At 36.1% G+C, this 23,531-nt stretch carries 15 protein-coding genes, 1 tRNA gene and 1 pseudogene; 3 read left to right on the forward strand and 14 right to left on the reverse strand.

Features of this window, described 5'->3' with window-relative positions:
* Positions 1 to 44: 44 nt before the first annotated feature.
* From TEPIRE1_RS08165 to TEPIRE1_RS08190, 7 genes are all read right to left on the reverse strand, one after another.
* The gene (locus tag TEPIRE1_RS08165) at positions 45 to 1,400 is read right to left on the reverse strand and encodes a PTS sugar transporter subunit IIC (RefSeq protein WP_013778697.1); all 1,356 of its coding nucleotides are present in this window, start codon (positions 1,398 to 1,400) and stop codon (positions 45 to 47) included.
* Between the two features lie 139 nt (positions 1,401 to 1,539).
* Positions 1,540 to 1,839 (reverse strand): PTS sugar transporter subunit IIB, encoded by a 300-nt coding sequence (locus tag TEPIRE1_RS08170; RefSeq protein ID WP_013778698.1) that lies wholly within the window; start codon positions 1,837 to 1,839, stop codon positions 1,540 to 1,542.
* 52 nt (positions 1,840 to 1,891) lie between these two features.
* Positions 1,892 to 2,221: a PTS lactose/cellobiose transporter subunit IIA gene (locus TEPIRE1_RS08175; RefSeq protein WP_013778699.1), complete on the reverse strand. Its 330-nt coding sequence runs from the start codon at positions 2,219 to 2,221 to the stop codon at positions 1,892 to 1,894.
* A gap of 332 nt (positions 2,222 to 2,553) precedes the next feature.
* Positions 2,554 to 4,413, reverse strand: coding sequence for an IS1634 family transposase (locus TEPIRE1_RS08180; protein ID WP_231848282.1), 1,860 nt, complete (start codon positions 4,411 to 4,413; stop codon positions 2,554 to 2,556).
* 740 nt (positions 4,414 to 5,153) lie between these two features.
* A complete protein-coding gene (locus tag TEPIRE1_RS14115) occupies positions 5,154 to 5,600 on the reverse strand; it encodes a hypothetical protein (protein WP_222927362.1) in 447 nt (148 codons plus the stop codon).
* Between the two features lie 66 nt (positions 5,601 to 5,666).
* Positions 5,667 to 6,626 carry a sulfatase gene (locus TEPIRE1_RS08185; protein ID WP_015295545.1) on the reverse strand — a complete coding sequence of 320 codons (960 nt, stop codon included), beginning with the start codon at positions 6,624 to 6,626 and terminating at the stop codon, positions 5,667 to 5,669.
* 633 nt (positions 6,627 to 7,259) lie between these two features.
* Positions 7,260 to 8,576 carry a PTS sugar transporter subunit IIC gene (locus TEPIRE1_RS08190; RefSeq protein WP_013778701.1) on the reverse strand — a complete coding sequence of 439 codons (1,317 nt, stop codon included), beginning with the start codon at positions 8,574 to 8,576 and terminating at the stop codon, positions 7,260 to 7,262.
* 120 nt (positions 8,577 to 8,696) lie between these two features.
* Here TEPIRE1_RS08190 and TEPIRE1_RS14250 point away from each other — a divergent pair.
* Positions 8,697 to 9,715 (forward strand): annotated as a pseudogene (locus tag TEPIRE1_RS14250) (IS6 family transposase).
* A 470-nt stretch (positions 9,716 to 10,185) separates the two neighbouring features.
* Here TEPIRE1_RS14250 and TEPIRE1_RS08200 read toward each other — a convergent pair.
* The 3 genes from TEPIRE1_RS08200 to TEPIRE1_RS08210 form a co-directional block, all read right to left on the reverse strand.
* Complete coding sequence (locus TEPIRE1_RS08200) at positions 10,186 to 10,515, reverse strand: PTS lactose/cellobiose transporter subunit IIA (RefSeq protein WP_013778702.1); 330 nt, start codon at positions 10,513 to 10,515, stop codon at positions 10,186 to 10,188.
* 115 nt (positions 10,516 to 10,630) lie between these two features.
* Entirely contained in the window at positions 10,631 to 13,330 is a 2,700-nt protein-coding gene (locus tag TEPIRE1_RS08205; RefSeq protein WP_013778703.1) for a sigma 54-interacting transcriptional regulator, read from the reverse strand.
* A gap of 211 nt (positions 13,331 to 13,541) precedes the next feature.
* Positions 13,542 to 15,539 carry a methyl-accepting chemotaxis protein gene (locus TEPIRE1_RS08210; protein ID WP_013778704.1) on the reverse strand — a complete coding sequence of 666 codons (1,998 nt, stop codon included), beginning with the start codon at positions 15,537 to 15,539 and terminating at the stop codon, positions 13,542 to 13,544.
* Positions 15,540 to 15,775: 236 nt separating this feature from the next.
* Between TEPIRE1_RS08210 and TEPIRE1_RS08215 the strand changes: the two genes are divergently transcribed.
* The gene (locus tag TEPIRE1_RS08215; protein ID WP_013778705.1) at positions 15,776 to 16,699 is read left to right on the forward strand and encodes a L,D-transpeptidase family protein; all 924 of its coding nucleotides are present in this window, start codon (positions 15,776 to 15,778) and stop codon (positions 16,697 to 16,699) included.
* Between the two features lie 3 nt (positions 16,700 to 16,702).
* Here the strand turns inward: TEPIRE1_RS08215 and TEPIRE1_RS08220 are convergent, their stop codons facing one another.
* The gene (locus TEPIRE1_RS08220) at positions 16,703 to 17,356 is read right to left on the reverse strand and encodes an HAD family hydrolase (RefSeq protein ID WP_013778706.1); all 654 of its coding nucleotides are present in this window, start codon (positions 17,354 to 17,356) and stop codon (positions 16,703 to 16,705) included.
* A gap of 264 nt (positions 17,357 to 17,620) precedes the next feature.
* Here TEPIRE1_RS08220 and TEPIRE1_RS08225 point away from each other — a divergent pair, with 264 nt between their 5' ends.
* Entirely contained in the window at positions 17,621 to 18,520 is a 900-nt protein-coding gene (locus TEPIRE1_RS08225) for a cation diffusion facilitator family transporter (RefSeq protein WP_013778707.1), read from the forward strand.
* A 171-nt stretch (positions 18,521 to 18,691) separates the two neighbouring features.
* On the opposite strand, the gene TEPIRE1_RS08230 is transcribed toward TEPIRE1_RS08225, so the two are convergent.
* The 3 genes from TEPIRE1_RS08230 to uvrA form a co-directional block, all read right to left on the reverse strand.
* A tRNA-Leu gene (locus tag TEPIRE1_RS08230) sits at positions 18,692 to 18,778 on the reverse strand.
* Positions 18,779 to 19,060: 282 nt separating this feature from the next.
* A complete protein-coding gene (locus TEPIRE1_RS08240; RefSeq protein WP_013778708.1) occupies positions 19,061 to 20,395 on the reverse strand; it encodes a transposase in 1,335 nt (444 codons plus the stop codon).
* A 264-nt stretch (positions 20,396 to 20,659) separates the two neighbouring features.
* Entirely contained in the window at positions 20,660 to 23,515 is a 2,856-nt protein-coding gene (gene uvrA / locus TEPIRE1_RS08245; protein WP_013778709.1) for an excinuclease ABC subunit UvrA, read from the reverse strand.
* Positions 23,516 to 23,531: the final 16 nt, after the last annotated feature.

The following is a 23,531-nucleotide window of genomic DNA, read 5'->3' on the forward strand; positions in this document are numbered from 1 at the left end:
CCTTCTTGTAAATCTTTAAATTCTGTTTTTTTAAACATTTTAGGTTAAATATGCATTTCTGTCTCTATTCTTGCCTCTCTCTTTTGTAAGTCAATATCATAGAGCTTTACAAATGGGATATATATAATAGTGTCTATTATTACTAAAATGCACCACAAAATAACTGCCTTCCAATCCATCGTGCCAAGGAAAGCCGCAATTGGTCCTGGAGTTGTAAATGGAAAACTTATATATATCTTTCCAACTAAATTTAGGCTCATAACAAAATAAGTTATAACAGAATTTACAATAGGTGCACATACAATCGGGATAAAGAGATAAGGATTCATGATAATGGGTACTCCAAAAACCAAAGGTTCGCTTATACCAAAGATTACAGGAATTATGGCGACTTTAAATACAGATTTTAATTGTGCAGATTTTGCCACTATCAGAATAGCTAATGCTAGTCCTAATGCCGCTCCTGAACCTCCTATATTAATAAAAGTATTAAAAAAACCACCAGCAAATATGTGAGGCATAGATTCACCAACGGCCAAAGCTTGAGCATTTTCAGCAAAGTTCAAGGCAGTAAATGGTTGAATAACGCTTTGAACAACTGCTCCTCCATGTATACCAAAAAACCATAAAAAATTTGTTAAGACAGATGTTAAAATTATAGCTCCTAAACTATCGATTGCCTTTATTGCAGGTGAAAGCAACGTCATAATAGCTTGAGGTATATTCATGCCTGTTGTATTAATTATAGCTTGATTAATTGTTAAAAATAAAATGATATTCGTTACTACGGGAATTAAAGATTCAAATGGAGCTGATACCATAGGTGGTACATTCGAAGGCATTTTTATTTTAATATTTTTATTTATTAAAAATCTTGATATTTCTACTGTTAAAAGTGCTATAATAATAGCTGTAAAAATACCTTTTGCACCTAAATAATCAGTGCTTATAAACAATGCAGATGGTCTATTTGTATCTACAATTGTCGCTGGCGCGACGACAGCAAGAAATGTTAACAAAGCAGAGATGCTTTCTGATAATGGATTCATTTCGTAACTTGAGGCTAAATTATAAGCTATCGCAACAACTGCAAATAATCCTAATAAGCCTATTGTCATATTATAAGGTATCATCAATGTTTGAGCATTTACCGTGGCCCATTCTTTCCATCCTAATAAAAATTTATAAAAAAAGTTGACGGGCTTGATTATGTTAGGATCAACTGGGGGTTGAGCTAAAATCAAAGCAAAGCCTCCAAGAATAGTTAACGGCACTGTAAACATAAGGCCATCTTTTACAGCCGATATATGTCTTTGGCTGCTGATAGCACCTGCGATAGGAGCTACCTTAGCTTGAAGAATATCTTGAATTTTTTGAAGATGCTTTTTAGAGTCTGGCATAACAGTAAACTCCTCCTTTTATCCTAAATATTTTTTATTAGTAGCTGGAGTATTGTTTTACTATTGAGCGGAGTCTCTCAAGTATAATATGATTAGATAAGATCTTGTTTTTAATTATTTACTTTTTATTTTTTAAAACTTATAATCCCAATACCTTCTTTAATACCTTTTCTCCATTCATCATTCCATAGTCTATACTATCTATCACCTCTACTTTCATTCCCTTTGGTTCATAGGTTTGTTTGTACTTATTCAGTAAAAAGCCCACCTGGGGTCCCAGAAGCAAAATATCAGTATCATCAGCATATTGTTTAAATTTGCTTTCTGATGTTGCTCTTATTTCCACATCAACTCCTAGTTTTTTTGCCTCCTCTTTCATTTTAGTCACCATTAAGCTTGTTGACATTCCGGCGGCACAAATCAATGTTATTTTTTTCATCTCACCACTCCCCACTTTCAAAATAATGTGTTTTACTTATTATATAATGCAACTATCGTGCCAAAACACGTTCAAGTTTTAGCTGCCTTTCATACACATCGATAAACTCCTGCGCCAAATCTTTTACAGTCATTGCATTCATAAGATGGTCTTGAGCGTGTATCATGAGAAGTGTAACCTCTCTTGCCTTTCCGCTTGCTTCATCCTGAATTAGTCTTGTTTGAACATCATGAGCTTTGTCTAATTCTTCTGCTGCCATGTCAATTTCTCTTCTTGCTTCCTCAATATTGCCGGACTTTGCAAGCTGAATAGCAGTCATGGCATGTGACCTGGCATTGCCTCCATTTACTATAATTTTCATTACAATTTCTTCATATTCCATTTGCAACGTCCTTTCTTGTATTTAAGTGCGCAATGTATTTTATATGAAATATCTTTAAATTTATAGTGCAAATATCATGCCAAAACACATTACACAAAACATCACATTATTCTGCAATTGAAAAATGTCACAAAATATACATGTCATCATATAGCCATACACATAAATTACGTGATTCTGTAAAATCTATTCTTCCCTAGTAAAATTTTATCAGCTAACTATCCTTCTCATATTCCCGTTTTCGACACTTGCAAAAATGCATAATTAATGGAATCCGCTATAATAGTGGATTCCATTAATTCTTAGGTTTTTTAAAATGTTGTATGGGAATTTTACTTAGAGATTTTTTTAATGATTTTATTTAGCTCCTTCGGCTTGTAGTATTTCTTATCAAGCCCCAAGACATATATGCCGTTTAAAGCGGTACACACCTTACTTGCCGTGTATGTTGCCATATAGCACATATCATTCATGTTTGCAACATTCATGTTCTTTAACGTCTCTAGAATATTTTCCGTTGTAAAGTGTTTGCCGTATTGATCCAGTTTATACTCCAATAACCTGTAAATCAGGAGTGCGGTGTAGCAAATCATAAAGTGCGCTATTATCCTTTCCTTGTTTCTGTGGTAGATTGGCCTTGCGCGAAAGTTGGTCTTTAGTACCCGAAAACAGTCTTCAATCTTATAGCGCCTTGAATTTATCTCAAGTATTGATTTTGCGCTATCTTCCAGATTTGTCGCAACTGCATAGTAGCCGTCATATTTTTCCTCTCTTTCAATTGCGGCTTTATCGAGTTCATAACAATCAGAGGCTTTTTCCCCACTTTTTCCGACGGATATCTTCCTTATGAAACGGGTCACATCATGCGGCCCTTTTTTTACATCCTCTACGGCATTATGCTTTATGATGTCCTTTGCTCTTTCAATCTGCCTATTCCTTATACTTCGCTGGTATTCCATCATTTTCCTTGAAAATGTGACGATGATGCGCTGCTTTAAAGCAGCCTTGGACTTTACATTCTTGCTAGTGCCATTCTTAAACGTCTTTTCCTCATACAGGCCGACATCTACCGCCTTTGACACATCTATTACCTTATAGGCGACATCGTTGTACAAAGAAAGGTTTTCTTTATTGAATCTGTCAAACTCCTTCATATGGAAAATCGTAACAGGAGAGTCATCTGAAAGAAGCCTGTAGCCGAAATCGTTAAACATTGCATCCTTTAGAGGTTTGGACAGTTTCTTTACTGATTGCGTTACAATGAAAGCCCTTCTCCCGAATGAATTGTACTGCCTTATATCAAGAGAGCCAAGGCCTGAATCTGCACAGTAGATGAACGGCTTTCCCTTAAACATCTTTGTGATTTTCTTTTCTAAAGGGATGGCGGATTTTTGCTCATTGTCAGAGCCGGGATTGATGCACATTGATATAGGGATGCCGTTACCGTCCATGAAAAGCCCCATTTGCACAAGAGGGCTGGGCTGGTGCTGCTTTGAAGGGCCATACTTACGAAATCCCCTCAATACCTCACTTGTTACCTCATCTACAAAATCATCATCTTCTTGCTCAATTTCAAAATAATAATTTGTACAATCAAAATAACATACAGAGGTGTTCCTGGGCATGATATTTTCACTGTTTAAGAAAAGATGTTCCAGATAATTATCATAATTCTCTTCTAATATGTCCATAAAACGCAATATGTGCTGATACTCAAAGGATGGTTGCTCAAAATATGTATCCAGCTTATCAAATGTCCCCCATTTGGATTTAGGGTCAAGTATCCTTGCAAAGGTAAAAAATCTGTTTATGTCATTACAGCTAAATGTAACCTTACTATCTGTCTGAATCTGTTTAAAAAAATCAGCGATCTTAAGATCATGATAGATTTTCTGTAGAATAAAGTAGCCGATATTTACGAGAGTTGACTTTGATGCAATGTAATTAGCAGCCGTCAGCTTCTCACTAAAATCAAGTTTTATGTCCATATCAGCTTTACCTTTTTTGTATTCCTCATTATACTTACGCACCTGTTCCTTAGCATAAGCAAGGGGATCAGAAGATATTTTAAGAAGCTCGGAATGTTTGCCGATTCTCTTTACATTTTTAGTTGTTGTCTTTTTACCGTTGCGAAACCCCATCTGGATAAAATATGTAGGATCCTTAGACTTCTTATCATAATATAGTTTCATATATTCACCATCCTCTGCTAAGCTTACTATATCATGGATAAGATTAATATACAACACCATACAACAAAATATATTAAAAATTTGACAACAAAAATGTTGTGATATCGGCCTTTGTAAGGTTTTTATTCATGCGCAACTGTCAAACTCCCGGATCCTTCTCATATTGCTACAATATAAAATCTAGTAGATTAGCAAGATGTAAGATTAATCAATTTTCTTATAACTTTTGAAATTTTCTTTTTTCAATGTCCTTTAATTAATTACTATCATGACAAAATTGTTCCCCAGAGTAAGTCTCAGAAATACTTGCTATTTACACAAACATTTTACTGTGACATGGAGACTGATTATTAGGGCAAAGGGGTGACTATGACGGTCCTGCATGTGCATAGGAAAATACCGCCTCAATATTAATTTGCAAATTTACGGTTTACCAACTGGCAATTGCGAAGATAAGAACTTGCTTTTGCAGATTATGATATTTGCCTAGTTAAGGATTAAAAACGGTAAAGGATCTAAGCCGCTATAAAATAAAATTGTAAATGATCTCAAGGAAAAGCTGTTTTGATATTTAAAAGTTTAAAAAAACTACTTCAGGGAAAGAGTGAAGCGATAAATGATTGGATGAATGCAACAGTAATCTGCTTTACGGAAATGTTCTTCATTACAGATACCTTAACTTACACACCAAAGTGCACATACCCCCAGAAAATCTTTTAAATCCTGCTATATTTTAATCTCTACCCCTCTAACCCTAGCCGCTCAAATACGTCAGAAGGTGCATCAATACGACGTAGCACAGACTTTAATTTTTCGACCATCTCTGCTTCAATTGGCAATCTAATAATATTATTTTCTTGGTGCGGATCGTTTGCAATATCAAATAGCAAGCTGCCACAATAAAATGGATTTATACATATCTCGGTTGGGATTTTTAGACAAGGAATGCCATTAGTGAACCTCATCCCAGGTGCAATCTGCATCTGTTCTAAACTTTCCTGAGGAAAAAACCCCCGCATATTGGTAGGCATCAGTGTATAAGAAAAGAGAGGATTATTATCCGGTTTTGCGCATCCTCTTATATAAGTATATCTACCATCGTAAAGACCGATTTGACCACCAAAAACTCCGAAAAGTAAAACTCTCTGATTTTCCTTATTTCCTAGCAAAATGCTAGAAATCGGCATTCCGTCCATACTCGCCGGCGGTACGATACCAAAAAATTCAAGCAACGTTGGTGCAATATCAATTGTTTAAGCCAATGCATTATACCGCTTTCCATCCCAAGAATGCCGTGGATCGTGGATAAAAAAAGGAATGTGTACAAGCTCTTCGTACGGAGGAAAAATGTTCTTTCCGATAAAACCATGTTCACCTAACAAAAAACCATGGTCGGTAGTAACAATCAGCAAAGTATCCTTCCACATGTCCTGTTCATCTATAACGTCTAAGATTTTGCCAAGTTGCATGTCGCACATGGAAAGTAGTGCAGCATATTCTTTCTGTACTTTTACAATTTCATCACAATTCTCTTTGACGTTAATCCTCTGATAGGCAGGCCAGTTAAAGATTCCATCTTCATCTAAACAACGGTAGATGTTACGATATTTTTGAGGGGCATAAAATGGTTCATGTGGATCGAAACATTCGATTTGAAGGCAAAACTGGTCAGTATCCTTATGTGCTTTCAGGTAATCTACACCAGCATTAATCGTTCTGACGGTCGACATCATGTCTTCCGTCTGCATTCGTGTCCGATTTGCAAAATGCTGTTTTACTGAAATGCCTTTTTTATTCAAAGGATGTAGGTATAAATTTGGTATTGCAAGATCTTGGGGAACCCATCGATCCCCTTCTTGCCCGCGGAAAGCTTCCCAAGTCGTGTACCTATTGTGGTACGTAGCCCCTCCGTCCTCGAAATAGTGATCATGATCCGTGATAAGGTGTGTATAAACACCATTTGTTTTTAGCTCTTCAAATACGGAAAAATCGAATGGTTCTAGTGGTCCCCAGCCACGAAAAGGAAAATTGTATCTCCCCGTGTGCAGTTCTCTTCTTGCTGGCATGCATGGCATGCTTCCAGCATAGAAGTTTTCAAAAGTGGCACATTGATTAGCTAAACGTTTAAAATTTGGTGCATATACCCAAGTGTTTCCATAGTTGGGGAGATAACATCTATTAAGTGTATCAAATATTACTATAACAGCACGCATATTTATTTTGTTGCCTCGCTTTCTTTTGTGAAATTTGTTGTTGCAACCATTTAATCATTTATCACTTCACTCTTTTCCTGAAGTAGTTTTTCTAAACTTTTAAATAGATCTCACGACTTTCGATTATCCTAAAAGACTGTGGCCTTTAAATTGTTTCGTAATGCTTCTATTTGCTGTTATCTAAATTCTTTTTTCTTTGGTCACATACTTAGATTTGCAATGACTTAATGCTTTTTACTAAATATGTTGAGAATGACTGCAAAGTTGAACCATGTAAAAAACTGCAAGAGTTATTATTTGTTTTATTCTATTGTTGTTACAAATTATCTTCTTAATATTTTAAATTAAATCTGCTCTAAGTAATTCATTTAATATCTGAGCTGAGGTTTTGGTAAAAGCTTTGCAACTAAAAGTTTAAAATTCATAAATCTTATTAGCCGAAGATATTTCATAATTTGCCATCTTTTGACAAGAAATCATGGTGTTATCGTTGGCTTTGTTAATTTTTATTTTATATAGAATTATTAACTGTTTTTAAAATTACTTGCTATAATGCTGGACAAAAATTTCTCGCATTGTTTGTAATATCAAACTATTGAGTAGATTCTGGCTTCCGGCAGATATAGACTAGTTTCATTTTTCTGTGCTATTCTCAGTCAATTTCTTCTGCTCTTCTTTTAGAAGCATCTTATCATACCCCTTAATAAAAGGAATCCAAATAATAATATCTAAAGCTAACAGAATTACATAGAGTACAGAAGCTCTCCAGTCCATTGTCGACAGAAACGCTTGCAGAATTGCAGGAGTTGTAAACGGAAGGCTTAAGTATACTCTCCCTATCAAGCCAGCTGTAGATGCAATATAGGCAATTAGAACATTTATCATAGGAATGCCAATGTAAGGAATCACGATAGAAACATTAGCAACAACCGGTAGTCCAAACGTAATTGGCTCATTAATATTAAAAATATCAGGAATAACTGCTACTTTACCTATAGCTTTCAGGTGTGCAGATTTGGGAATTGTTAACAGAACCAGTGTCAAGGCGGGCAGCATGCACCAGGCGCCAAACAGGGTAATAAAATTGCCAGACAAAATTGCCGTGGGCTGCTTGCCGGCTGCAACCAATGCAGCATTCTGTGTAAGATTAAGTGTTGTGATTGGAATTAAAACAGCATTCAAAACATTGTCTCCATGAATTCCAAAGAACCACATAAGCCGTGACAAAAAGCAAAAAAACAAAACGATTCCAAGTGAATCCGAAGCCCTTAAAATAGGTTTTAAAATTGAGGAAACTAAATTGGGAAGACTGGTTCCGACTAGCCCCAACAATCCGTTAATTCCCATAAACAACAGAATATTAACGATTAATGGAATCAAACTTTTAAATGGGGCAGCTACCATGGGAGGAACCTGTTCCGGAAGCTTAATTGTCATGTTTTTTTCTTCCATAAGGCGTGCAACTTCTACTGATACTAAACCAATAATAATCGCGGTAAATAATCCCGCTGCGCTAAGATTTTCAATGATAAGATTTCCACTTTTATCAAAAGAAGCAGATGCAACCAAAAAAATGATTACACTGGACAACGCTGAATTTATAGGATCCATTTCATACTCTTTCGCCAAGACATACGCAATTCCTAAGGCGGCATATACGCCTAAAAGACCCATAGTCAAGTTATATGGCAAGATTAAGATGGCTGCATTCTTTACCGACCATGTTTTCCATGCTAATAATAATTGGAAGAAGAAATTGGAAGGGGCTATGATTTCAGGATCAACGGGTGGCTGGGCCAGAATAAGAAACAGACCACCGACGATAGTAGCAGGAACAACTAATGTTAGTCCATTTTTCATGGCACTGATATATCTGTTTTTATCCAATTTTTCAGCAAGTCGAGCAAGTACTGCTTGAAATTTGTCAAAAAAGTTTTTTGTTTTCATCATTCAATACCTCCATATTCTTTATCCCGCTCTGTAAACTTAAATGAAAATTGAGGACTTCAATCCTCTGTGGTGCAATGTTTTTTGCAAGAAAACAATACCTCCGGAAAGGATGAAGTCCTCATGCAAAAAATTGTACCAATAAAATGTCCAAATGCGACAATAAAGATTCTTTTTACCGCTACGGCAAAGATAAGGATGGCTATCAAAAGTATCTTTGCCGAAGGTGCAATCACCAATTTGTCCCTGATAGACCGGCATCTAAAAGTGCGTCAGGATATCCTCGCTGTCCTGTTTGCGGTAAAGCAACCTTTCTTCATCATGATTACGAATACTACTCTAATTACAGGTGCTGTGATAAGAAATGCAACCATTCTATGTTTGTTCCTAAGGTGGGCAATATACCGCCTTCATCTATGTCTAAGCTTACAGGCAAGAGTGATTTTAAAGGCATGCGTTACCCGGTACATATTATTAGCGCTTTATCTATGTTCTACCTTGGCAAGGATTCTTTTAGAAATATTGCTTTAATACTTAAGGTAGCCTATAATGTCAAGGTTTCTCATACTACCATCAGCAATTGGTGTAAGAAATTTGCACCGCTTTTTCATAACCTGTCTTTAGAGCTTATGCCTATGTTAGATTTTAATTCAGGCAAGTGGCATGCTGACGAAACGGTTGTAAAAATCAATGGCCAAAAATATTATGTCTGGTTTATCGTAGATTCAAACTCGCTTTGTCTTAGGTTTTCATTTATCGCCTTATAGGGATTCTTGCCAAGCTTTTACTTTCTCAATTCCGTTAAAGATCTGGGTAGCACCGATGCCATAGAGCGTCGTATAGCGCTCACAAGATACCGGTTAAATCTGTACTGGGCAGTTCTGTTAAACATATTCGAGTTGAAAGATTTAAGGATGAGATTTCCAATAATCTAATAGAATCTTTTCATCATCAATTTAAAGCTTGGTACAAGACTAAGCAAGGTTTTAACTCTTTTGAGTCAGCAAATAATCCAATCAGCATGTTTGTATTTTTCTACAACTTGGTAAGGCCTCATTCATCTTCGCGGCTTAACTCCAGCTCAAGTTGCTGGGTTTAATCCAAGTAAGACAGAAAAGAAAAAGTATCTTCTTGTAGCATAAGTTTTGCTTTTGCTTTGCCTAAATATTTTTCAAATGTACGTTTTTGAGATTGTCAAGGGCGCACTTTAGTGCGTTCATTTTACCCTTTGCAATCTTGCAGCGAACTTTTACAATTATTCAGGGTGAAATTTAAAGCAATTCTACAATGTTAATGGTAAAACTCATTTACTAGCCATGACGCCACCATTTGTCTTACTACTTCTGCACATTCCTTCATATTTGAACTTTTGGAATAAACATACTTAGCATTTTTATCTGGTAAAAGAAATATTTGACATAGTATTAATTCTAATAGTGCTGTAAAATATCATTGTCTAACCAACTATTATAATAAACTTAATTTAAAACTATTGAATTTTATCGATTCGATGTATATAAGACTACCTCCTTCCTCCGTCTTACATTTAATATTGTGTTTTTTTCACCTTCCTCATTTTAAAATAATGTGTTTTACTTGTTATATAATGCAACTATTGTGCCAAAACACGTTCAAGTTTTAACTGCCTTTCATACATATCAATAAACTCCTGTGCTAAATCTTTTACGGTCAGTGCATTCATAAGGTGGTCTTGAGCGTGTACCATGAGAAGTGTAACCTCTCTTGCATTTCCGCCTGCTTCATCCTGAATGAGTCTTGTTTGAACATCATGAGCTTTGTCTAGTTCTTCCGCTGCCATATCAATTTCTCTTCTTGCTTCCTCAATATTGCCAGATTTTGCAAGCTGAATAGCGGTCATGGCATGTGACCTGGCATTGCCTCCATTTACTATAATTTTCATTACAATTTCTTCATATTCCATTTGCAACGTCCTTTCTTGTATTGAGTATGCAATGTGTTTTAAATTAATATACTGAATATATAACGCAAATATCGTGCCAAAACACATTGCATAAAAAAAACGGCTATCGGCCGTATCAATTTAAGGTATTACTTAATATTGTTTTGTAGTTGAAAAATGTCATGATATAACATATTTCATCATCCAAAATACTTATGTCATATTTCGTATTTAAACTCTCACAAGATTTTTTAACTATATAATAAAGTTCATAATTTTGCAAAATATATTCTTCTCTGTTAAAAAATTCATCAACAGAATCACCGCCTCTTAATTTGTCTATCATGCAAGCTATATGCAAGGCTATCCCAATCAAAGCATTTGAATCAACTTTCATATTCAATTCATTTTCAATAGAACTGATAAACTTTCTTATATCTTTTAAAGCCTCTTTACTGTTAATATTTTTTAGTTGATTGCTTAAAGTGTCTCCCATCTTTAAGTAGGTATTTTCAACATCTATAAGTTTCTGTATGGATTTTATGGCCTCCAGGCTTAACACTTCATGCAGTCCATACTGAGGTATGCTTGTATCTATTTTAAATGAGCTTACTATGCATAAAACTTTGTTTTCTTTCTCAATATTCCTTAGCTTTGAATAAACATTTTCTGCTCCTACAAGATTTATAGGAACTATTTCGAAGATATTATCATCATAATCAAGATGCTGCTCCAGGATATTTTTTATTGCAACCGCACTGCCTTCTCCCGTTGTACATATGGTTGCAATCAACATTTTACCTCTAACCTGGCTGCTCATATCTTCGGACTGCCGATCAGATTCTATGAATGCATTGACTTTTAACGTTTCGTCATATACTTCATCTAGAGAATTACCCATCATTGCTTTTCTTGTAGCCTCTATGACATGCAATGTACTCACAAGAGGAATCGTTTTAGTCCGTATTCCAAATTCTTTTTCAATTTCTTCCCCAAAAGTTGCAAGAGAACCCATGTCCACTAAAAATAAAATATCTGATTTTAGATTAGTATTTTTGAGATATGTTTTCAGCCGTGAAATTACTTGCTGTGGTTTCTCATCTAACGGAGCATTAATGCCTATTGCATATTTTGTTCCTAAAAGGCTATTGGCAGTTTCTGCCATGGAAGTAGCTGTTGCATTACCATGCGCAATAACGATTACTTTTACATTTTCATTTTCCTGATCTTTTACTTCTTTGCCATCATAAACAAAAAGCATTGTAAGGAAGCCCGCTTCATCGATAGGCATAGATATATCCAATGTTCGTTCAATGATTTTCAGACAATCAAGCGCTATATTAAACTCTTTGCTGTGTTCAGTCCTTATCTTATTTAGCTGTGGATTTATGATTTTTCTATTTCGTTTAATTCGCTCTACTGCATTATATATATGGAGTGCCATACCGCAATAAAGTTCTTTGCTTGATTCTTTTTTCATCTGCTTTTCAGCAAATTTTATAATCTCTTCTACTGTTTTGATAATTTCAACGCCAACTATATTTTCGATATCAGAAACATCGATCATCTTATTGACTTTATAGAAATACTTCTTAAAGTAATCTCTTATGTCTTTCTCCATTTCCCTATCGAGTTCTTTACCCGTAAGACCTTTGCTTTTAAGCTCACGCATTTTCAAATCTATTATTTCGTAGATATTATCTTTGCTTTCGTCTCCCTCTAGCAAGATACTTTCTTCATTTTTATCAAACACATAATATCTTTTGTTTATCTCTAAAAACTTATTCCAAAGCTGTCGGTGTTCTGTTTCCATATAAAGTCCGTTTCTTATGTGCTGTGGCAAATCGATACTGCTTATCTTGATTTCTTCTTTTTTATTTAAAATAAAATCTGCATAGGCTTTTGCACATGCAAGCTGAATATCTGTTTTTAATTGGCCGATATTGTTCGGGCAATTATAGCTTAGAAAAGCCTTCATTGAATTTACAGAAACAATAATCTGCCTGCTAAGTTTACTTGATTCTTCTCTTATAAAATGACAAATAAGGTTGAATCTCTCCTCCATACTTCTCTCTTTAAGATTTGGCAGGCGTATGATCATTGGGATTCTTCTCATAAACGTGTTAAGAAGAATAGAATTTGGATTCTCAGTAGTAGCGGAAATTATCAATGCATTTGATTTTCTATCAATGTCTGACTCACCAAGTCTCCTAAATGTTCCTTTATCCATAAGTGTAAACAACATTTCCTGGCCTTCTGGCGGAAGTCTGTGAATCTCGTCAAGAAAAAATATTCCTCCGTCAGCCTTTTCTATAAGTCCAGCTTTATCACAATCCGCTCCTGTGTAAGCACCTTTTTGACAGCCGAATAACTGACTCACAAGAAGCTGAGGATTATTGGCATAATCTGCGCAGTTAAAGACTATAAAAGGAGAATCTTCACTCATTCTTCCTATTTCGATCGCATACCCATGTATTAACTCTGCAAACATAGACTTTCCGACGCCGGTTTCCCCTAAGATTAACATGTGCATTCCGTGGGGAGGATACAATATAGCTGCTTTGGCTTGCTCTACTGCGGAAAATAGACTTGGATTTTTCTCTAAAAATTTATCAAGAGATGGCTTCTTGTCGTCCTCTGAAATATCCTCAACAAGTTTAAAAAGAACCGGTTTTTTACCGACTTTTACCGCTTTTCCTTCCTTGCAAAGTTTATTTAAATCATTGCTAGCATTAGCTCTGCTCAGTCCAAGCGAGTCGGCTATCTCTGAAGCACTTACGCCTGTCCTTTTATCCAGTTCTTTTAACTTCTGATAGACAGCATCAATTCGTTTCAAAATTACCACCCCAATAACTTCAATATAACAATAACCTAACTTAAAATCAAACTATTTGCAGCTATTCTCTTCTATTATACATTAACTAGACTCTAATATAAAATGTGTTTTGGTGAATATTCTCCGTAATTTGGTTATTATACTGACTTTACGGCGATATATTTCATGCTTTGTATTTTATCTAATTAGTATTATTTTACTTTAGGCTTGTTTAAACTTTAAATACCTTAATTGATTCAGCAAGTCTTTTAATAGTATCGTCCAGTTCTTGAATAGATGCAGTTACTTCCTCTATTGATGATGTCTGCTCTTCAGTGGAAGCACTTACTTCTTGCAATCCTGCTGCGGATTCCTGTGTTATGGCCGAAATATTTTCAGCGGCACTTAAGACATTTCTCTCTGCATCCTCAAGTTCTAAAATATCTTTATTTAGAGCCTCAATCTGTACTATTGTTTCATCAGATGATGCTTTAATAGTGTCGAATACACCGACTGTTTCCTCTACGGATAAATTGATTTCTTCCACTAATTCGCCGGCACTCGCAATGGTTTCATGAGCTTTTGATATGACTGTTAAGATATCTTTAATGGTTTCTCCTATATCTTTGGTGGCATCTCCTGATTCTTCTGCCAGCTTTCTTATTTCTTCGGCTACAACAGCAAAACCCCTGCCCGCATCTCCGGCTCTCGCAGCCTCGATAGCCGCATTTAGTGCAAGTAGATTGGTTTGGTCTGCAATAGAATTTATTGTTTCTACTATTTTACTAATTGACTCTGATTTCTCTGATATTGCTTCTATACTTTCTTCCACAGCCGTCGAAGCTTTAACATTTTCCTTGAACTTCTCTTTTATTTGTAAAACTGTGTTAATTCCTGTTTCATTTTTGCGTTTCATATCTTTGGTACTCTCATGTGTTTTTTTATATACTTCTACCATGTCCTGCAATTTTTCTTCTAAAGTATGTGCTATGTTTACAACTTCTGCTGCTTCCTCTGCCTGTTCAGCGGCACCACCGGCTACTTGCTGTATAGTAGCAGATATTTCTTCACTTGCCGCAGCCACTTGTTGGGCCGAAGAAGCTATCATCTGGGATATATTCTCCGAGTTTAATATAACATCTTTTATATTGTTCATAAAGGACCTGAGTCTTTCAATCATCGTTTGATAGACTCTCATTATATCGCCTATTTCATCTTTTCTTTTAATATTCTTCACATCAATATCCTTAGTTAAATTCAAGTTTCCTATATCCTCGGCAATCATTGCAAGTTCCTTTATCGGTTTTGAAGTTGAATTGGCTATATATATGGATATAAATAATGCTAACGTAATTATCACTATAGAAATTATAAGGGTTAATTTGGCCACATTGTTTACTGTTTTTAAAGTTTCTTTAGCAGATATTGCCAATCCGACCTTCCAACCCGATTCTTCCATATCATCAAAATAAAAAAGTCGATTAATACCATCAAAATCAGTAACTTCCCTGCTTTCTAATACTGGTTTATCTTGTGCCAGTATGTTGGCTAATTTCCCGTCTATAATATTACCTATATTATTAAAACCCTCGGCAGACGGATTATATTCTTTATTAGCGTGGGTTAAAATATTACCATTATTATCCGCTAAAAATGCATAAGAGTCTTCTCCTACTTTAACTTTGGAAATTACATCAATTAAATAATCGATATATATATCTGAAGCTAATACCCCCAGAAAAGCACCGTCTTTTTTTAAGGGCATTGACATAGTAATAACAATATCTCCTGTTCTGGCATCTACATATGCATCAGATATACAAAGCTCATCTTCACTAACTGCCGCTTTATACCATCCTCTTTCAGTGGGTACAAAATCATCTCCCGGGATCCAACCTGAGCCATCTATAAATGTTCCATCATTTAAGCATATGTAATATGTGTTTCCGTCATTTTCTTGCATCCGTCTCTCTAAATAATCGTGTACATAGTCATAATCATAATTACTATTATAAATCAAACTGCTGGCTATCTCTTTTAGAGATGTTTTTTGAATAGCCATCCATTCGTCAAGTCCTTTAGCTGTAATAGCTGCAATGCCTTGAATTTTGTCGTTTGTTTCTTGCTTTAATCCCTTTATTGACAGATTATAGTTTACCAATGTCACTGACAATATTGCACAAACACAAATAGCAACCATTGCTGTAGCAATTTTATCTCTTATTTTCAATCTTGACCCTCCTTTTAAATTTTTATTAAGTAATAGTTTCATTATGTGATATTTGTCGAAGGATGATATATATTAAATTCGACAAATTATTTAATATATTATTGAAATCTTATATTTTATTAAATATATAGTCAAGCCAATCTCTTTCGGTTTTTTTGCTTTTATGCTGTCAGAATTTATTTTACTATGAATTAAAATAAATAAACCGGCAAAAAATACTATCATGAGGCGATGATATGAAAACAGCAAAGTTTATACCTTTTGTCATAGCCATACTTATTTTTCCAATCTGTATAAATGCAGCTCCTTTTTGCTCATGTGGCAACAGCCGATACTTAAAGTTACAGAATCCACCTATGTATGGCCACGATGTAAGGGAAATACAAACTCAATTAAAAAATATGGGGTACTATAATGACCCCATAAGCGGCGTGTACGATAATATTACTTCAAAAGCCGTTAAAGCCTTTCAGCAAGATATGGGCTTAGAAGTCGATGGCATTTTAGGTTCAAGGACACTTGATAAAATTGCCGAGCTATTTGAACAACCTGTCGCACATCTGGAACCGGAAAAACCTAAAGGTGAAGTTAGTCTGGTTATATTTACTTTAGAACGGCAGCTCATTGTTTTAGATGACGGCAAACCTTTTAAACAATTCCCAGTAGCAGTAGGAAAATTTAACACACCGACACCTATAGGCATCTTTACCATAACTCAAAAAGATATTTGGAGCGGAGAGTTTGGTTCGCGTTGGATGAGGTTAAGCGTTCCTTGGGGAATATACGGAATACATGGTACTAATAAGCCTTGGAGCATAGGCACTTTTGAATCCAGCGGTTGTATCCGAATGTATAATACGCATGTTGAACAGGTCTACGAATGGGTCAAAATCGGTACAAAAGTATTTATGGTCGGGGGTGTAGATGGACCCTTTACCTTCGGTTTAAATACTTTATCGCAGGGCTCTAGGGGTTCTGATGTGCTGGAAGTGCAAAAGCGTCTTGCCGGTTATGGCTTTTATAACGGTGATTATGACGGAATCTATGAACATGAAACCCAAAAAGCCGTTCTGGCCTTTCAAAAAGCTAAAGGGCTTTACCCGTCCGGAAAGGTGGACGCAGCCACCTATAAAGAGCTGGGAATATTACTATTTGAATAAAAATTATTCTATAACGCTAAAAAGTTCAATCGGTGTTTTTATTATTAAATCAGCACCATTTTCCATTAGTTCATCTGCATCTCTAAAACCCCAAAGCACTCCAACTGCATACATGCCTGCAGATTTAGCGGTATTCATGTCAATACCACTGTCACCCAAGTATATGAACTCTTTAGGAGGAATATCTAAAAGTTTTGCTATTTCCAGAGCTCCCGCCGGGTTGGGCTTTCTTGGAACACCCGGCCGTTCTCCAAATACCGCATCAAAACTCCAACGTTCAAGTAGTTTTTTTACAATTAATTGTGTAAATTCATGGGGTTTGTTTGAAAGTACTGCTTTTTTGCAGCCTAAGGTTGTAAGCCTGTCAAGCAGCTCGGGAATACCTTCATACGGTTTTGTAGTATCAGCCCATCTTTTTTTATATTCCTCTTGCATTAAATTTTGGCAGTGTTTTATAAAAGATTCGTCCCTCTTATCTAAAGGGAGAGCTCTCAATGCAAGGTTGTACATCCCGCTTCCGACAAACTGCTTATATTTTTCTATTTCATGAATAGGTAACCCCTGACTTTTAAGCACTTGGTTCATTGAATTTGCCAAATCCTCCAGCGTATCCAGCAAAGTCCCGTCAAGGTCAAAAATAATCGCCTTATATTTCATATAAAACACTCCTTGTTTTAATTGTAATTATTTTTTTATAACTGATTTAATTTATATTTATTTTTTGCTTGACTAAAATAATTAAAGTGTGTTATCATTTTAGTGAGAATGGATACTTCAATATGATAAAAACTTTTATTGTAAAAAGTTTCTGGGGCTCGTGGGACCAATCCCACAGTTTTTTTATATCCAAATTACTTTTGTATCAAAATTGTTTTTTTAGTCATAGCATAGTAGCATAGCATAGTAACGGAGGCAATAGTTATGGGTATCAAAGAAAACTCCAATAGGATTAGGGAAATCAACAAGGTGCTTTGGATTATTCTTGCTCTTAATTTCGCAGTTTCTATAATGAAACTTATCGTTGGTTATACTATATCATCATCCAGCATGGTAGCTGACGGTTTTCATTCTTTCTCAGATGGCAGTTCAAATATAGTTGGCTTGGTCGGAACCGCTTTGGCTTCAAGACCTGCTGACGAATCCCATCCTTACGGACATAAAAAATTCGAAACCTTTACTGCAATAGGAATAAGTTTTCTGCTGTTCATAGTCAGTATTAATATTATAAAAAGTGGAATAGCTAAATTAACCAGCCCGATTATACCTCAAGTTGACGTTTATAGTTTTGTGGTGATGATTATCACTATGGCAATAAATATTTTTGTCATAATTTATGAAACACGAGAGGGCAAAAAACTCAATAGCGATATTCTTGTTTCTGATGCTATCCATACCAAAAGTGATGTTTATGTTTCATTGTCAGTCATACTGAGTTTAATTGCTGTTAAACTGGGATACCTTATTCTTGACCCTATTATTTCTTTTATTATATCAATTATGATTATAAAAGCAGGTATCAACATACTGGCAAATTCCAGCAAAGTATTATGTGATGCAGCAGTAGTTGATTCGAAAAAAGTTGTGGAAGTAGTATCCGGCATCAACGGAGTTTTAAATTGTCACCAAGTTCGCTCTCGCGGCAGAGAAGATGATTTTTCTTTGGATTTACATATTCTTGTGGACCCCTCGATGTCAGTCGAAGAGTCCCATAAGCTGCATCATGTAATTGAAAAAGAAATCAGAAAACACTTTTCAGGAGTCCATTATATTAATATCCATATAGAACCACTTAAAATTAAAGAAATTTCAACAAGTCATTAAAAGCTCTAATCCGTGGGTATATTGATTCTGCACTTAAAAAATGCTGATAAATCCGATATTTTTTTGCGAAAAATTGCCGTATATCCATATTTGTTAGCAAAAAAACCAGAACTGCTAACAAAACAAAAAGACGTAGAATGATGCATCTCGCTCTACGTCTTACTTTCATACTGGTGCCGAAGGCGGGATTCGAACCCGCACATCCTTGCGGACACTAGACCCTGAATCTAGCGCGTCTGCCAATTCCACCACTTCGGCATAATGCATTTGTGATTAGCCAAATGCATTATTAATATTACCATATCATATACAATAATTCAATAGCACGATTAATTGAGCTTTTTGCTTTGTGACCTTTTTTATTCTCAACCATAATTTTACAGCTATATTTTCTCCATTTAATACGCTCAAAAAAGGTTTTTATTAGGTCAAAATTTAGTTTTATTTTTGTTTTAAATGGGTTTCTAATTAAAAAAGGCAATACTTAACACACCACTGTTTTTGTGGCTTTTTATAATTTAATATCAATTAATGTTTTCATTATGCGGCGGTTTGGACCTTTTCTTTTTGAACAGGTTTTACAAGACTTCGCATTTGTTCTGCCTGTTTTTCTTTTATTCTTCCTAGCGCCATTGCCAGCATTACGCATAATGCTACACCGCATTTTATGCTCATTTTCTTTTGCCCTCTTATGTAATGCTTCTCAAATCCAAAGGATTCATCCAGTCTGCTGTTTACTCTTTCTACTGCTGTCCTTTTGTTGTAATATCTTTTCCATTTGTAGCTAGCCCGGTCTATAGGGGTAAATATTCTTCTGTCTATATCTATTTTTATTCTTATTCCATGTTTTATAGGACATGTATCTATGCATTTGCAGTCTAATCCATACTGCTTTGCAGGGCATAGTTTTTTAAGTGTTTTTCTGTCTTCTTCAAATCCTCCTGCAGCCATTTCTTTCTGTTTACCGGTTTCCTGACAGCAGCAGTATACATTACCTTTGTAGTTGTATATCACATTTTCATACCCCGGTAATGACCGGGTCTTGTCCGGATCTTTCCACATGTTCCTGATGTCTATCACAGGTTTGATTTTATGCTGGTCATAAAGTTTTTGGATTAGTTTGGTATCATCATAGCCCCGGTCTGCTTCTATTGTGTTACAGTGTTTAAGAATCTGTGGCCGTTCTTTCTCAAGTTTGTCAATCATTTGGTGAGCTTGGCTGATATCCGACTCTGAAGCTTTAGTTACACTGTAAGCTACAGGAAGTTCATAATTCGCATCTACGATCAGGTGAAGCTTATATCCAAACCATTTAATAATCTTTTCCCAGACGCTTTTGTCTTCTCTGATGCCTCGATATTCCTTTTTGCCCCAAGCGGCATCTTTATCTCTGCGGCCGTCTGTTTTTTGGTTTTTATTTATGCCTGTAGCCAGAGAGCTTATGGCTTTACTATCAATGGCCAGGTCTTTTCCGAAGTCCGGTAGTAATTTATATAGCTCTTCTACTAGCTTTTTAAATATCTTTTCTATTTCTTCTTCATGCTCAAAAAGTTTTTTTAAAAATCTCGTGTATACCCATGCGGGTGGAACTAGTTTTTGGTAAAATCCACACATTAGTCTTAATTGACCATTTCTTGCTAGTTCTCTTCTTAAGCTTTCTATGGATGGATGCTGGTATACTACGCCTGCAAGTATTGAGTTCCACATTGCTCTTACGGGATAGTCGTCTCTTCCTTTCCCTCTTTGTTTTTCTAGCATCTGCATTAGTTCTTCGTCGGGTATATATTCTATGACAAGACGTAGTCTTTCAAGATCTCCTAAATTTTCTATTTCATCATCCCATACAAATAATGTTTGTTGTGGTATAATGGACATTGGTGAAACTCCTCTCTATGATGTATTTGGTTTTTTTGTCCAATTCCATTATACACCATAAAGACTGGGGTTTCACCTGTTTTTTGGTATTTTTTTGTATGGGTGTGATTTTTGATATCTCATATGTTTTGTTTTGTGAATTGCCCATTTTATTGTTTTTTTATGGGGTAAAATTATTTTTTGCATGCCATCAAACCATTATATAGTCTGGGCCTTGGAACAAAGCAATTAACTCTAATTATTAATTGTTTTTTATTTTACTTTTTATTCCATTGCTATCATCTTTTTTTCATAATGGCTGCTTTTAGGCTGCAGTACTTTTTTGAGAAATTTTCCCGTATATGAATGCGGATTTTTTGACACTTGTTCGGGAGTCCCTGTGGCAACTACTTCACCGCCGCGGTCACCGCCTTCGGGACCTAAATCAATTATATAATCTGCTGTTTTTATTACATCTAAGTTGTGCTCTATGACTATGACAGTGCTGCCGCCATCTACCAATCTCTGGAGTACATTCAATAGTTTTTGTATATCGTCCGAATGAAGGCCTGTAGTAGGCTCATCCAAAATATATATGGTATTACCATTACTTTTTTTAGAAAGTTCGGTAGAAAGTTTAACTCTTTGAGCTTCGCCACCTGACAATGTGGTTGAAGGCTGTCCCAATTTTATATATCCTAGACCTACATCTCTTAATGTTTCAAGCTTGCGTTTTATTTTAGGTATACTGTCAAAAAACTCTAAAGCTTCATCTACCGTCATATCTAACACATCAGCTATATTTTTCCCTTTATATTTTACTTCTAGAGTTTCTCGATTATAGCGTTTCCCTTTACATACTTCACAGGGTACGTAGATGTCCGCTAAAAAATGCATTTCGATTTTTATTATACCATCACCTTTACAGGCTTCGCATCGGCCTCCGCGGACATTAAAGCTGAATCTTCCCGGTTTATATCCGCGCATTCGCGATTCTGGCGTCATGGAAAAAACTTCACGGATATCATTGAATACATTAGTATAAGTAGCCGGATTAGAGCGTGGTGTCCTTCCTATGGGCGACTGGTCAATATTTATAACCTTTTCTATTTGTTCGATGCCAAGCATCTCGTCAAAATCTCCCGGTAAGCTTCTGGATTTATAAAGTTTCTCTTTTAGTGATTTATATAAAATCTCATTGACTAAGGTACTCTTGCCTGAGCCGGATACACCGGTCACACAGGTAAATAGCCCTAATGGAAATTTGACATTGATATTTTTTAAATTGTGTTCTCTGCAGCCTTTAAGCTCTAGCCATGACTTCTTTGGCTTTCGCCTAATAACGGGAACAGGAATTTGTTTTTTCCCGCTTAAGTACTGTCCGGTAATAGATTCCTCACTTTTTTGTATATCTTCTAAAGGACCGCAGGCAACTACTCTCCCGCCGTGTTCCCCTGCGCCCGGACCAATATCTATTATATAGTCGGCAGCTCTCATAGTGTCCTCGTCATGTTCTACAACAAGCACTGTATTACCTAAATCTCGTAAATCCTTCAAGGTTTTAAGTAGCTTTTCATTATCTCTCTGATGCAGCCCAATACTTGGTTCATCGAGTATATATAATACACCTACCAGCCTCGAACCAATCTGGGTGGCTAAACGTATTCTCTGGGATTCACCACCCGATAAAGTTCCTGATGCACGGTCCAATGTAAGATAGTCAAGGCCTACATCAACTAAAAATTGTAAACGGTTTCGTATTTCTTTGAGAATTTGATGTGCAATCATTGCTTCCCTTTTTGTAAGTGAAAGGCTTTCAAAAAAAGCAATAGCCTCTCGAATCGACAATGATGTCACTTCAGCTATAGACTTATCTCCAATAGTCACTGCCAGGCTTTCGGGTTTAAGTCTTGCACCGTTACATGCTGGGCAGGGTTTTGTACTCATGTATTCCTCTATTTCTTCTCGAGAATATCCGGAGCCTGTTTCTCGATAACGTCGTTTCAGATTATTTACAACACCTTCAAATTGCCCCCTGTAGCGTCTAGTATTCTTGCTAAACCTGCTCTTATAATAAAACTCGATAGTATCATCAGAACCAAACAGAATCGTATCTACAACACTTTCAGGTAATTCTCTAACAGGGGTTTCTGCACTTACACCATAATGCTTCAGCACAGCTTGAAGCATTTGATAGTAGTATCCGTCAGGTGTGCTGCTCCAAGGTTCCACGGCTCCATCCGCTATGGATTTTTCTTTATCCGGTATAATTAACTCCGGGTCTATTTCCATATTTATCCCTAAGCCGCTGCAAACCGGGCAAGCTCCATAAGGACTGTTGAAAGAAAACATTCGAGGTGTAAGTTCCTCCAAACTTATATTACACTCTGCACATGCAAAATTCTGAGAAAATAGTATTTCTTGCCCGCCGATAACATCCGCAATCACCAAACCTTCGGATTGAGCCAGTGCTATTTCAATAGAATCTGCCAGCCGAGATTCAATTCCAGGTTTTATAATAAGTCTATCTATAATAATTTCGATATTATGCTTCTTGTTTTTTTCCAGCTTAATTTCCTCGCTGGTTTCTCGCATTTGACCATCGACTCTTATCCGCACAAAACCATTCTTTTTGATTTTTTCCAGCAGTTTCTGGAATTCACCTTTCCTTCCGCGCACTACCGGAGCCAAAATTTGAATCCTTGTTCCTTCAGGTGACTCCATTATTGCATCAACCATTTGGTCAACTGTTTGTTGAGATATCTCCTTTCCGCACTTGGGGCAATGCGGTTTGCCTATACGGGCATAAAGCAGTCTTAAGTAATCATAAATTTCAGTAACGGTTCCAACTGTTGAACGAGGATTTTTACTTGTAGTCTTCTGGTCTATGGATATGGCAGGTGACAGCCCCTCGATATAATCGACATCAGGTTTATCCATTTGCCCCAAAAACTGTCGGGCATAGGCAGAAAGTGATTCAACATAGCGCCTTTGCCCTTCGGCATATATGGTGTCAAAGGCCAAAGTAGATTTCCCTGACCCTGAAAGGCCTGTAATTACTACTAATTTATCTCTCGGGATTGTAATATCTATGTTTTTTAAGTTATGTTCTCGAGCACCTTTAACTATAATCTTATCCATTTATTCACATCACACT

Origin of the sequence: Tepidanaerobacter acetatoxydans Re1 (genome assembly GCF_000328765.2) — a bacterium.
Classification (GTDB): Bacteria; Bacillota; Thermosediminibacteria; order Thermosediminibacterales; family Tepidanaerobacteraceae; genus Tepidanaerobacter; species Tepidanaerobacter acetatoxydans.